This window comes from Microseira wollei NIES-4236 (assembly GCF_020521235.1).
In the GTDB taxonomy this organism is placed as follows: domain Bacteria; phylum Cyanobacteriota; class Cyanobacteriia; order Cyanobacteriales; family Aerosakkonemataceae; genus Microseira; species Microseira wollei.
Genome location: NZ_BLAY01000237.1, coordinates 1 through 12,014, shown reverse-complemented (window position 1 = coordinate 12,014; position 12,014 = coordinate 1). Strand labels below are relative to the sequence as shown.

Annotated in this window: 12 protein-coding genes; 6 read left to right on the top strand and 6 right to left on the bottom strand. The window is 44.7% G+C overall.

All coding sequences use genetic code 11. The features are described 5' to 3' along the window. Nucleotides 1–240: 240 nt before the first annotated feature. A complete protein-coding gene (locus MiSe_RS43575) occupies nucleotides 241–1,128 on the bottom strand; it encodes an SDH family Clp fold serine proteinase (protein ID WP_226592625.1) in 888 nt (295 codons plus the stop codon). A 348-nt stretch (nucleotides 1,129–1,476) separates the two neighbouring features. On the opposite strand from MiSe_RS43575, the gene MiSe_RS43570 reads away from it, so the two are divergent. The 4 genes from MiSe_RS43570 (at nucleotide 1,477) to MiSe_RS43555 (ending at nucleotide 3,511) form a co-directional block, all read left to right on the top strand. Further along, complete coding sequence (locus MiSe_RS43570; protein WP_226592623.1) at nucleotides 1,477–2,163, top strand: hypothetical protein; 687 nt, start codon at nucleotides 1,477–1,479, stop codon at nucleotides 2,161–2,163. Between the two features lie 44 nt (nucleotides 2,164–2,207). Continuing rightward, a complete protein-coding gene (locus MiSe_RS43565; protein ID WP_226592621.1) occupies nucleotides 2,208–2,621 on the top strand; it encodes a DUF2726 domain-containing protein in 414 nt (137 codons plus the stop codon). A 186-nt stretch (nucleotides 2,622–2,807) separates the two neighbouring features. Further along, nucleotides 2,808–3,041, top strand: coding sequence for a hypothetical protein (locus tag MiSe_RS43560; protein ID WP_226592619.1), 234 nt, complete (start codon nucleotides 2,808–2,810; stop codon nucleotides 3,039–3,041). Then, nucleotides 3,038–3,511 carry a hypothetical protein gene (locus tag MiSe_RS43555; protein WP_226592616.1) on the top strand — a complete coding sequence of 158 codons (474 nt, stop codon included), beginning with the start codon at nucleotides 3,038–3,040 and terminating at the stop codon, nucleotides 3,509–3,511. Before MiSe_RS43560 ends, MiSe_RS43555 begins: the two co-directional genes overlap by 4 nt. A gap of 92 nt (nucleotides 3,512–3,603) precedes the next feature. Here MiSe_RS43555 and MiSe_RS43550 read toward each other — a convergent pair whose 3' ends face one another. The 4 genes from MiSe_RS43550 to MiSe_RS43535 form a co-directional block, all read right to left on the bottom strand. Then, nucleotides 3,604–4,575 (bottom strand): DNA-methyltransferase, encoded by a 972-nt coding sequence (locus tag MiSe_RS43550; protein ID WP_226592614.1) that lies wholly within the window; start codon nucleotides 4,573–4,575, stop codon nucleotides 3,604–3,606. A gap of 31 nt (nucleotides 4,576–4,606) precedes the next feature. After that, nucleotides 4,607–5,977, bottom strand: a complete 1,371-nt coding sequence (locus MiSe_RS43545; RefSeq protein WP_226592612.1) for an NCS2 family permease — start codon at nucleotides 5,975–5,977, stop codon at nucleotides 4,607–4,609. Between the two features lie 192 nt (nucleotides 5,978–6,169). Beyond that, nucleotides 6,170–7,561 (bottom strand): NAD-dependent malic enzyme, encoded by a 1,392-nt coding sequence (locus MiSe_RS43540; RefSeq protein ID WP_226592610.1) that lies wholly within the window; start codon nucleotides 7,559–7,561, stop codon nucleotides 6,170–6,172. A gap of 248 nt (nucleotides 7,562–7,809) precedes the next feature. Next, nucleotides 7,810–7,950, bottom strand: a complete 141-nt coding sequence (locus MiSe_RS43535; protein WP_226592608.1) for a variable surface family protein — start codon at nucleotides 7,948–7,950, stop codon at nucleotides 7,810–7,812. A 340-nt stretch (nucleotides 7,951–8,290) separates the two neighbouring features. On the opposite strand from MiSe_RS43535, the gene MiSe_RS43530 reads away from it, so the two are divergent. Next, nucleotides 8,291–9,340 carry an SGNH/GDSL hydrolase family protein gene (locus MiSe_RS43530; RefSeq protein ID WP_444980625.1) on the top strand — a complete coding sequence of 350 codons (1,050 nt, stop codon included), beginning with the start codon at nucleotides 8,291–8,293 and terminating at the stop codon, nucleotides 9,338–9,340. Nucleotides 9,341–9,493: 153 nt separating this feature from the next. Here the strand turns inward: MiSe_RS43530 and MiSe_RS43525 are convergent, their stop codons facing one another. Further along, nucleotides 9,494–10,567, bottom strand: a complete 1,074-nt coding sequence (locus MiSe_RS43525) for a Gfo/Idh/MocA family protein (RefSeq protein WP_373873019.1) — start codon at nucleotides 10,565–10,567, stop codon at nucleotides 9,494–9,496. A 483-nt stretch (nucleotides 10,568–11,050) separates the two neighbouring features. Between MiSe_RS43525 and queC the strand changes: the two genes are divergently transcribed. Next, on the top strand, nucleotides 11,051–11,743 hold the full coding sequence (gene queC / locus MiSe_RS43520; protein ID WP_226592606.1) for a 7-cyano-7-deazaguanine synthase QueC: 693 nt from the start codon (nucleotides 11,051–11,053) through the stop codon (nucleotides 11,741–11,743). The last annotated feature ends 271 nt before the right edge of the window (nucleotides 11,744–12,014 follow it).

The window sequence follows — 12,014 nt, the reverse complement described above, 5'->3', positions numbered from 1 at the left end:
CCCATTGAAAACGCCTATAGAGCGAGGGAAGGGGCGCTTAAAAAGCGTCCTAAAACCTTCGAGTTAAAGGCAAAGTCTATTGATGCCCTTGGTTTTTGGGGCACGGCGTCCTAAAACCTTCGAGTTAGGGGCAAAGTCTATTGATGTTCCCTACCAGGATCGTTGACGGGATGGAAAACGCCTATAGAGCGAGGGAAGGGGCGCTTTTTAAGTTTCTCCCCGCGTCGGGGAGGGATTGAGCTAGTTGCGAGCGTTTTCAGGTATTGGTCTGCCTTTGGGTTCGGGTAAAACTGGGCGGGGTTGGTAGGGCATGGGAATATACTGAACGGAAGGACGCCCGCCTTGGGGTTGCGGGTACAATTCCATCAGGTTATAAATCGAGGTTGGTAACCCTGCCGTAATGGGTAAACCGAGTTCCGTCGCTTCTTCTACTGTGATGGGATAGTCGTGGGTAACTTGTCCCGTCGTCAGGGTGTCCACGATTTTTTCTATATTTTCTGGCGCTATTTTTGGTTGGGGAACTTCGTCTTTAAGCAGAGTACGGACAAACCGCTGCACTTGGTTAATCGCTTTGCGCGATAAGTCTGCCATGATTAGCGTTTCGTCGTCTACTTCGCTAATCGGTTTGTCTTGGACTACTTTCAGGATACTGGCAGCGGGGAAGTTACCTAATTGCGGATCGACTGGTCCTAAAACAGCGTTGGCGTCCATGACGATTTCATCTGCTGCTAAGGCTAGCATGGTGCCGCCGCTCATGGCGTAGTGGGGAACAAATACGGTAACTTTGGCTGGATGGCGAATTAAAGCTCTAGCTATTTGTTCGGTTGCGAGGACTAAGCCGCCAGGGGTATGCAAAATTAAGTCGATTGGTGTATCTGGCGGCGTCAGGCGAATGGCGCGCAAGACTTGTTCCGAGTCTTCGATGGTGATGTAGCGCGAAAGCGGAATGCCCAAAAAACTAATCGACTCTTGTCTATGAATCAGCAAAATGACGCGGGTGTTGCGTCCTTGCTCAAATTGCCGCAATGCTTGGACGCGGCGCATTTCCATCATCCGGCGTTGCAATGCGGGCTGAAATGAGGACAAAAGTAGAATTATCCAGAATATGTCAAAGATACCAAAGCTCATTTTTTACCACATAAATGCTGTATTTGCCGCTATTGTTACAATTTTTTGCTTGTCAGGGCTTCTATCTGAGGGCTTAACGCCGCTGTTGGGGTTACCACACCCGCAGCACCCGCAGCGCCCGCAGCGCCCGCAGCCTGAAGGCTGGGGCTACACAAACTTGCGTCCGCCTGCGCGGACTCTTTAGCCTGCGTAGGCAGGCTTTGTCTGTATAGCCGCGACTTCAGTCGTTTGGGCAATTAGCGGCGTCATCACAAAATCTAAAAATCTTAGCTAAGACTCTTGGCAAAGCCATAAACAAGGGTTATGCTATTCCCATGAATCTTAGCCAAGGTTTTTGGGAATTAGCCAATGTCCAAAATAATCTACGATGTCATCCAGCGTTTTGAGGTAGAAAACGGCGTTCCTCGCCTGGTTTCAACCAATATTCAAGTGATTCAAGGCGGCGAAGATTTGCTGTCTTTGGCTACCAATTTGCTGGATCAAATGGGTTTCTACGAAAAGTATGAGGAGAAGCGAACATCTCAGTATATAGGCTACAGATTTAAGAAATATGGACAAGTATCTAGAAGTTATCAACTTGTTTTATCGCAGAGGAAAGAAAGTTTGTTTGTTTCTATAACCTTGCCTGTTATCGATCCCTATTTACTAAGGCTAGGACGACATATTGATGAAACAAGGTCATTTTGGGTGCGCCCCAGTCAAATAGATACTTTTTTAAATATAAGCAATGAATATAAAAACAGTTTTGGAAGCAAGAAGCAGGATTTCCCTAGCCCATCAGGTGATTTTATTTTTTCATTTCTATATCCAGAGTTAGCAGTAGCTTACGTCATGGGGCATAGGAAAAAGGATGAGACTAATGCCTACTATAAGGACTATGAAGATTACATTGCCCGTTTAAGTAAAAGCGACTGCTGCCTGGAAGCAAGACAAGATAAACTTTTCCCCTATACTTTGCAAGTTTGTCTCAATTCAAGAGAGGTTTTGGAAGAGTTTATTCCTAAATTTGCAAAAATTTTAATTGAGGAAGAGTAATGTCTATCAAAGCAAAAAGACTGGTAAACCCATAGGAAGAAAGAATGCTGGAATTTCTGCGAACCTGTGTCGATGAAAGTTATAAAATTCCCACTCAGGTTAGCTTAGCTCTTTGTGAAATAGATAGTTACCTTGACAAGGAATTAAGAAAGTTTTTCTTTAGATCCAGTGTAGATGCTCTAATCACGGACTCTGACTATAAACCTTGTCTGGTTGTATATTTTCAGTCTTCGTATCACGACTCTACAGAAGCAAAAGAGCGTGACAGAAAAAAAGCAACCTTACTCAATCTTGCCAGAGTTCCCTTGATTTATTCGCGATTGAAAGAGTTTGGCTTATTGCATCTTTTCTCTAAAGATGAGGAGGTTGTTTTCAATTTATTCACAGGTGAAGGGCGATCAAAAGCAGAGGCAATCATTAGAAAATATTGCAAACAAATAGAGTATATCGGTGTCTAAACCAGTTGAATGGACAGTTGGTATATCATACCAAATCCGCTTTAATAACCCGTTTTTTATGGAACCGCAAAGACACGAAGATCGCAAAGAGAAGAGGAAGAAGATAAAGGGGGTAGCTAACTCAGATTTGGTATTACCTATCCAGAATTGATATAATTTTCAATCAAGCCAAATGTATGAGGAGTTGTGAGTATTGAACCTGATGTTCCAATTGAGAGTCAATTAGCTGGTTTAGGACAACTAAGGGATTTAAGGAAAAATCCAAACTTGAAAGGTATTGATATTAACTTTTTGCTGAAACAAACACCCACTCAATTAGAGGAAATGATAAATAATGGAGAAATCTCCTCAAAAACTTACAGGCAAATCATGAAAGCTTTTGAAGGTCGCGATTTAGGTAAAAGAGGAAAGAATAAATGAATAATACATCTAACGTCAAGATAGAAATTTACTATCAGTTAATAGATAGTAGGGATTGGATTTTTTTAGAATTGACGCCTGATGAGTATTTTGATTTAGAACCAGATGAAAAAGTTGACTTGGATTCTTTGCCTAGATATAATCATGCTATTGAGTATCTGGATGTAGAGAACGAGCGAGTCATTACCACTAAAATTATTCTGATTGATCAGATACTAAAAGCCAAGCGTTCTATTGTTGAAAGATACTGGAATCATGGCAGAAATCGAGCGATTGAACGAACTGATATGGGAGCAGCTCCCTACTGGGAAATGATACTGGAAGTTCAAGTGAGTACAAACCCGCCTCTATGGGAAATAATCAGATTAGGGCGGGAAGATGGAGTGATGACACCATTGTATCACGGTTTTATTAAAGATAATGATGATGGTTCTCAGACAGAAACTAAAGTTAAAATAGAGGCGAGCTAGGCTATAAATCAAAGCCGAGCGAATATTTGAATTATGCTGCGATATGGATTGCCACACTGTTATCGTGATGTTCTACCAAATACGCACATAGTTTAGGCTAAAACCTTAGACTGTAAGTTAGTTTCTTTACCATTTATAAGCTGATTAAACACTTTTAATATTTCTTCGTTGCTGTAACTCATATCGAGAAACCGAAATGCCGAAGCTGCAAGATAATCCCGATTTTGCTCGAAAGCAATCCATTTCCGTCCCGCAGTTTCAGCAGCAGCACCAGTCGTGTTAGAACCGGCAAATATATCTAAAACTGTATCGCCTGATTCGGTCAAAAAATTAATAAAGAAAGCTGGAAGTTTTTGAGGAAACCGGGCAGGATGTGCTGGCAATCCTACTGTTTTACAAAGTTGAATGTAGCGCGAATTACTTTCAGTATTTGGAATTTGCAATAAGTTAGAAGGGATTGCACCGCCGTTGTCAGTGGCAAATTTTGTTCCTATTTCGTGTCCTGAAGGACGTGGTTTGGGTTTGTAATATTTCTCAGGGTCAGCATGAAGTTTTTTCATTCTTTCTGAATAAGGTACTAAAACCTTACTCACGTCAGCTTTAGGAAAGTCGGTTTTAGATAACCACCAAATTGTGTTTACCGAATCTTTAGCCCGAATTTTACGCTTATTCACCCATTCAATTGGGGAGGGTAGTTTAGAGGGGTTGTACCAAAAAAACTCCTCGGCTAAACGGAAATCTAACTCATCGCAAAGCTTGATTAGAATTTGGTAGTTGTGTAGAGAACGTACAGGACGCTTACTTTGATATGCTCCTCCTAAGTCTAGGACAAAACTGCCCGTAGGTGATAAAATGCGATAAACTTTCTCGCAAAATGCAAATAGCCAGTCTACATAAGCTTGTTGGTCAACATTACCATAGGTTTTCTCGCGTTGCAGTGCAAATGGAGGTGATGTCATCACCAAGTCAATAGAATTAGCTTCAATTTGGTCTAAAAGTTCCAGCGAGTCTCCTACATAAGCAGCACCGTAATCTGTAATGTATAGAGGGTTTTTAAGGAGCATATCTTTTATTATAAGCAACAGCAGCGTCTAATTAAGTACCGGGTTTAATTGCCATCAAAACAAATCGCAACACAAATATACCTGCTAATATCCACAAGGCGGGTGTTGTTTCATGGGCTTTGCCTTGAAAGGTTTTAATTAAAGGATAGGTAATAAACCCGACTGCCAAACCTTCTGCGATTGAATTACTTAAAGGCATAATCAGAATAGTTAAAAATGAGGGAATCGATTCGGCTGTATCGTCCCAATTAATTGTGCGTACGTTACCTGCCATCAATACCCCAACGATGATTAAAGCGGGGGCGGTGGCAAAGGCTGGAAACGCAGAAATTAGGGGAATAAAAAAGATAGAGAGGGTAAATAAAATTGCTACAATAATGCTAGTAAATCCTGTCCTTCCTCCTTCGGAAACTCCCGCCGCAGATTCGATATAAGTGGTGACGGTGGAGGTTCCCATTATTGCGCCTACGGTTGTTCCTACGGCGCCTGCCATTAATGCTTGATTGGCGTTGGGAAGTTCGCCTTCTTCGTTAATATATCCGGCTTGAATACCGACGCCTGCTAGCGTACCAACCGTGTCGAAAAGGTTGACGAAGAGGAAGACAAATGTAACGGCTAAAAAATCCCAAAAATTGGTTTGACCGACCTGGGAAAGCCCTACAACGGCTTGTCCGAGTAAATCTACAGGCCATTGGGGTAAGGCGATAATTGCTTTAGGCGGGGGGGCGATGTTGAGTATCCATCCTAAGACGGCGGTGGCTAATATTCCCCACAGTAATGCGCCTTTGATGCGTCGGGCGATGAATGCGGCGGTGATGAGAAAACCTGCGATCGCTATCAACGTCGGCGCTTGGTTAAAATGACTCAAAGCCGTTTTCGTTGCAGGATTCGCCACAATTATACCCGCGCCGCCGGTAGCCGGATCGCCGGAAAGTCCAATATAAGCAATAAATAAGCCAATTCCTGCCGCTGTGGCTTGTTTAAGGCATGAGGGAATAGTTTTGACAATTAAAGCGCGAATATTGCCCAATGTGAGGCCAATAAATATTATCCCTTCAATTAAGACGGCGGTTAAAGCAACTCGCCAGTTGATACCGAGTCCTTTGACGACGGAAAAGGCGAAAAAGGCATTTAATCCCATCCCTGGGGCGAGGGCAAAGGGATAATTGGCTGTTAGCCCCATCATAACGGTGGCGATCGCAGACGATATCGCCGTCGCAATGACTAATTCTTGAAATAAATCGTTGGGCTGTTGCAGAAAAATGGCGTTGGATAAAATTAAGGGATTGACTGCCAGAATATACGCCATTGTCATAAATGTGGTGACGCCTGCCAACACTTCGGTGCGAAAGTTGGTCTGATTTTCCTCAAATTGAAAGTATCTGGCAATCTTTAACAGCATTTTACCGCCGAGTGCTTGGATTTTCAGTCAGTTGTAGGGACAAGGCTTGCAATAATTTTTGCATTGTACCAAAAGGTTGTCAAATGCCGTGTCCCTACAGCATTAAATTTATTTCAAGGTAATGTTTCCAGTAGGGGCACGGCGTTGAATAATTTTTGACTTATACCAAGTTGTAGAATGCCGTGCCCCTAGTTAACTGCGGGCAATTCCTTCAGTACGCGCTGCTTGTTGAACTGCGGCGGCGACAGCAATGGAAACTCGCTTGTCAAAGACGGAGGGGATGATAAAATCCGGCTTTAAGTCTGAGGGATTGACTAGGGATGCGATCGCATATGCTGCTTCCAAGTACATGGTAGTCGTAATCGCACTGGCACGACAATCTAATGCACCGCGAAATACGCCTGGAAATGCTAAAACGTTATTAATTTGATTCGGATAATCGCTGCGTCCTGTTGCCATTACCGCTACATCGTCTTTGACTAATTCGGGTTGGATTTCTGGGATGGGATTTGCCATGGCAAAAACGATCGGATCTTTCGCCATTGACCGCACAATTTCCGGTGTCAAAACTCCGGGGGCGCTGAGTCCGATAAATACATCCGCACCTTGTAAAGCACCGGCAAGGGAACCCTGTGCTTTGACGGCAAATTCGCGTTTTTGGTCGGTTAAATCGGTGCGACTGAGGGAAAGAATTCCTTTGGTATCGCACATCCAAATATTTTCGGCGCCAGCTTTGCGTAATAGGCGGGCGACTGCGACGCCAGCTGCACCCGCACCGTTAATTACGATGCGGATTTTGGACATGGATTTATTGATGAGTTTGAGGGCGTTTATTAACGCTGCTAAGGTGACGATAGCCGTGCCGTGTTGGTCGTCGTGAAACACTGGGATATCTAATTCTCTCCGCAGTCTTTCTTCTATTTCAAAACAGCGGGGTGCGGCGATATCTTCTAAGTTAATGCCGCCGAAAACGGGGGCGATATTTTTGACGGTGCGAACGATTTCGTCTGGATCTTGGGTGGCTAAACAAATAGGAAATGCGTCGATTCCGGCAAATTCTTTAAATAGCATGGCTTTGCCTTCCATCACTGGTAATGCACCAGCGGGACCGAGATTTCCCAATCCTAATACGGCGCTGCCATCGGTGACTACGGCGACGGTGTTTTGTTTGATCGTGAGGCTGTAAACTTGTTCTGGGTCTTGGGCGATCGCAGTACATATCCTGCCGACGCCTGGGGTATATGCCATCGCCAAGTCGCTGACACTCCTAAGCGGCATTTTCCCCTGAATGCTGATTTTACCGCCTCGGTGCAGGTTGAACGTGCGGTCGAAGACTTCCAGGATGGTAATATCAGGGAGGGATTTGACCGCTTGTACTATTTTTTCTGCATGTTCGGTACTCGAGGCATCAACGCTAATTTCCCGAATGGTGATTTGGTGCGTGCGTTCGATTAAATTTATCTGATCTAGGTTACCGCCAACGGATGCGATCGCACCCGTTACGCTTGCCAACATCCCCGCGCGGTTGGGCAACTGGACGCGAATTGTGACGCTATAACTGGGATTGGGTGTAAGTGCTACCATGCTGCTGCTTTGATTTTGTGGTGGTTCAAATTGCGTGAATATCGCTTATTCCCTAGAGATTAACGCTATCTCTGTAGGGGCTTTACTAGCTTAAGGCAAAAATAAGCTTAATCTTGGACTCGGCAAGCATAACCCATCGATAGCGGCAAATCTGTCAAATTTGTATCCACCAGATCACGTCTTATGCCAGAAACCCGGTTTTTTGGCAAAACCGGGTTTCTTTGGCGCGGAATGCTAGATTTTGGCAATTAGCCAATCGCGTAAGCTGAGTGAAACGCCCACCACAGGAGGACGCCGATTCCTCCCAAGATTACGATTGCCGAAACAGCGATCGCTGCTGGGCTATCAGCCCCATCAAATTTCATGATGCCACGGTTTAAGTCGCTCATCTCTTGTTGCTCTTTACTGCAAAGATTACGATTCAAGGGTATCTAATTCTAGGTTAGCGAGGTTAGTATCAATCGTCCAATAAAAAAATTCTGTAATTTTTCTGTTCGAGTTAGATCCGGCTAAATATAAATTTTTGTATAAAACATGAGAGTAAGCCTTATACCCACTGGCAGATGACGGCGGCTTGCAGGTTTAATAGAGATTGGTAAAAACCAGCTATTAGCTCAAGTTGCTAGTTATTCCAGGAATAGAAGCTAATGGCTAATGGCTAATGGCTAATGTGAGTAAAAATCTTATATTAGCAATTAGCAATTAGCCATTAGCAACGCCCTTGTTTATATGAGGAAATTGCCGGTGAAAGTGACGCTGCTTGTTTTAGCCGCTATCGTAGCGTTATTTGTGATAGTGGAAGTAAGTCTCAGGTTACTGTTTGGCTTTGGTAATCCGCTGACTTACATTGCAGATGAGAAAATTGGTTATTTATTAGCGCCAAATCAGCGGACTCGTCGGTTTGGAAATCGCATCGAGATTAACGAGTATTCGATGCGGAGTGGTGCTGTTACGAAAGAAAGATCGCCCGACACATTCCGGGTACTGGTCTTGGGAGATTCTATCGCTAATGGGGGCTGGTGGACGGATCAGACAAATATTATTTCAGAAATGCTGGCGCAGCAGTTGAGAGAACCAGACGGGGAGACGGGGGGACGGGGAGACGGGGAGAATTTTGCATCAAGCCAAAATCCGATCCCCCCCCGCCCCGCCTTAACAAGGGGGAAATTCAAAATCCAAAATTCCCATGTGGAAGTTCTCAATGCTTCGGCTAATTCTTGGGGGCCAAGAAATGAATTAGCTTATTTACAGAGGTTTGGGACGTTTGATGCTCAAGTTGTCGTGTTGATAATTAATACAGATGATTTGTTTGCGACGACGCCGAGTTCGGTGGTGGTGGGACGCGATCGCAATTACCCAGATCGCAAACCGCCTTTAGCAATTGTAGAAGCGATCGGTCGCTATTTGTTGCCAGAACAGACGATCCCGGAGTTGGCGCAGGTGAATGCGGAAGGAGGCGATCGGGTCGGGCGCAATTTGGAGGCGATTGGGAAAATTCAGGCAATGGCAACTTCTACCAACAGCCATTTTCTCCTAGTAATGACTCCCTTACTGAGGGAAATTGGCAAACCTGGCCCGCGCGATTACGAAATCAAAGCCAGATCTCGAATCGCTGAGTTTACCGAGTCTCAACAACTAAAATACATCGATTTTCTCCCTGTTTTCAACTCAATCCAACAGCCAGAAACCTTATACCGCGACCACATTCACCTCAGTCCTCAAGGCAATCAACTTGTTAGCAAAGCCATCAGCAAAGCCATTTTATATTTCAGATTTTAGATGGCAGATTTTAGATGGCAGATTAATTCCTCAATCTGCAATCTGATAGATTTTAGATTTCAGATTTTAGATGTTAGATTAATTCCTCAATCTGCAATCTGAAAATAGATTTCATTTCCAATCTGCAATCTAAAATCTGCAATCTGAAATTCCTTACACCTTGACGGCTTGTGGATTGATGCATTCCAAGTCTCGCTGCTGCCAGACTTTGCCATCAAGCGCCATTTGCTCGATTAAACTCGCCAAGCGCAAGGCTTTCAGCGCCTGTTCGCCGCCAACCGATGGTTGATTGCCGCCCCGCACGCAGTTGACAAAATGCTCTAATTCTGCATTGAGCGGCTCGATGTTGCTGGTGTAGACTTTCTCAATCAGACCATCCTGACGATATAGCACTTGACCGTACTCGGTCATGTAATTAGCAGTTGTTTGGCGGTGAATCAGGATTTCATTTTTGAGAAAATCTGCTTCCGTCAGCGAGTTCTTACAATGCGCCGCAATGCGGCGGGTTTTTAGATGAGAAACCTTACTCGCGGTTAAGTTTGCCACGATACCGTTGGCAAAACCTAACGTAGCGGTGACGAAATCTAGATACCCAGAATCTCCGGCACAACTACCGCTGGCGGTTAATTTAACCACGGGTGCTGCTGCTAATTCCAGGAATAGGTCAATATCGTGGATCATTAAATCCAAGACAACCGACACATCGTTGGCGCGAGGAGTATAGGGACTCATGCGGTGCGCTTCCAATGCCAGCAGTTTTTCTGTTTTTAGAACTTTGCTAAACTCCTGAAAAGCAGGATTGAAGCGTTCGATGTGACCTACTTGTAAAATGCATTTGTATTCCGCTGCTGCATTCACCAAAGATTCAGCCTCGGCGATGCTGGCGGCAATGGGTTTTTCTATCAAAGTATGAACGCCAGCTTGGAGACAGGTTAACCCAACGCTATGATGCAGCTTTGTGGGAACCGCGATGCAAACCGCATCCACATGGGGGAGTAGGTCGCGATAATCCTCAAAAAAGCGAACGCGGTATTTACTGGCAATATCCAAACCGCGTTCTACATTGATGTCTGCAACACCGACGAGTTCAACATCCTTGAGTAAGCTGAGAACACGGGCGTGATGCTGTCCCATGTAGCCGACTCCAATCACTCCGATACGCAACGGTTCTGGCTGATTTCTGTGCAGATAACCGTTGGCAAATTTGACAGATATTCCGTTTTGCACTCTTATATGCTCCTCCACCACACTGGGTCAGATCCTGTAGGGACGCTGCGTTCGTACCGATAAGTGAGCGCGTTTAAGCTCAAATGATTCTGTACGAATGCGATCGCCCCGTCCAGCCATCAAAAACCATCCAGATGGTAACATAGTGGCTCTATATGATTAAGAATTTCTAAGCGTTGTTCAAGTTCCTACACATAGGGGTATTGATCGGAAAGCCTTTTTGTAGTAAGGAAACCAAAAGCAGGTGAGCAGAGGAGCACGACGGCCGGTGAGCAGGTGAGCGGGTGAGCAGGTGAGCGGGTGAGCAATTTAGGGGTGGGTTTTACCAACAATATTGCGGAAAAACAGACAATTTAACTAAACCCGCCCCTTTTGAGTCAGTAGGGGAGGCAAAGGAGAATTTCCGATTCAAAATCCGCGTTCCCAGGCAGGAGCTAGGGAACGAGCCAAAATCCAAAATCGTTGTAGGGTGGGGGAAAGGTCGTGAAAGGGGTAATTTTGCTATCTGGTGGTTTAGATTCGTCTACGGTGCTGTATCAAGCTCTAGCGGATGGTGTTGATTGTTACGCGCTTTCGTTTGATTACCAGCAACGGCATCGACGGGAGTTGGATGCGGCGGCAGCGATCGCTAAGGTTGCGGGTGTAAAAGAACATCAGGTCATTAGCTTTGATTTGCGCTTGTGGGGCGGTTCGGCGCTGACGGATACGACAATTGAGTTGCCTTGCGATCGCTCTTTGGCTGAAATGTCTCAAAATATCCCCGTCACCTACGTACCAGCACGCAATACCATATTTTTGAGTTTTGCGCTAGCGTATGGGGAAGCAATTAATGCCCAACTGGTTTATATTGGCGTCAATGCTTTAGATTATTCCGGTTATCCAGATTGCCGTCCCGATTATATCCAGGCGATGCAAGAAGTATTTCGATTGGGAACAAAACAAGGTCGCGAAGGCGAACCGATAAAGATTTTGACGCCTTTAATTAACCTGAAAAAAACCGAAATTATTCAATTGGGAAATAATTTAGGCGTGCCTTGGGAAAAAACCTGGTCATGCTATGCGGGTGAAGAAATTGCTTGTGGTGTTTGCGATTCTTGTCAGTTGCGTTTGGCAGCTTTTGCCGAATTGGGGTTAAAAGATCCGCTGGGTTATAGAAGTGTGGAAGTCAGGGAGTAGGGGCACGGCATTTTATAATTTATGCTAGAAATCAAAATTTATGGGACGCCGTGCCCCTACTGGGTATAAATAAACATCACAATTCGGGGCACGGCATTTTATAATTTATGCTAGAAATCAAAATTTATGGGACGCCGTGCCCCTACTGGGTATAAATAAACATCACAATTCGGGGCACGGCATTTTATAATTTATGCTAGAAATCAAAATTTATGGGACGCCGTGCCCCTACTGGGTATAAATAAACATCACAATTCGGGGCACGGCATTT

What these genes read in the sequence shown, in the direction of transcription:
- MiSe_RS43570 (WP_226592623.1), top strand. Translation starts at nt 1,477, where the DNA reads ATGTCCAAAATAATCTACGATGTCATCCAGCGTTTTGAGGTAGAAAAC.
- MiSe_RS43535 (WP_226592608.1), bottom strand. Translation starts at nt 7,950, where the DNA reads ATGAGCGACTTAAACCGTGGCATCATGAAATTTGATGGGGCTGATAGC.
- MiSe_RS43550 (WP_226592614.1), bottom strand. Translation starts at nt 4,575, where the DNA reads ATGCTCCTTAAAAACCCTCTATACATTACAGATTACGGTGCTGCTTAT.
- MiSe_RS43575 (WP_226592625.1), bottom strand. Translation starts at nt 1,128, where the DNA reads ATGAGCTTTGGTATCTTTGACATATTCTGGATAATTCTACTTTTGTCC.
- MiSe_RS43540 (WP_226592610.1), bottom strand. Translation starts at nt 7,561, where the DNA reads ATGGTAGCACTTACACCCAATCCCAGTTATAGCGTCACAATTCGCGTC.
- MiSe_RS43545 (WP_226592612.1), bottom strand. Translation starts at nt 5,977, where the DNA reads ATGCTGTTAAAGATTGCCAGATACTTTCAATTTGAGGAAAATCAGACC.
- MiSe_RS43555 (WP_226592616.1), top strand. Translation starts at nt 3,038, where the DNA reads ATGAATAATACATCTAACGTCAAGATAGAAATTTACTATCAGTTAATA.
- MiSe_RS43530 (WP_444980625.1), top strand. Translation starts at nt 8,291, where the DNA reads ATGAGGAAATTGCCGGTGAAAGTGACGCTGCTTGTTTTAGCCGCTATC.
- MiSe_RS43565 (WP_226592621.1), top strand. Translation starts at nt 2,208, where the DNA reads ATGCTGGAATTTCTGCGAACCTGTGTCGATGAAAGTTATAAAATTCCC.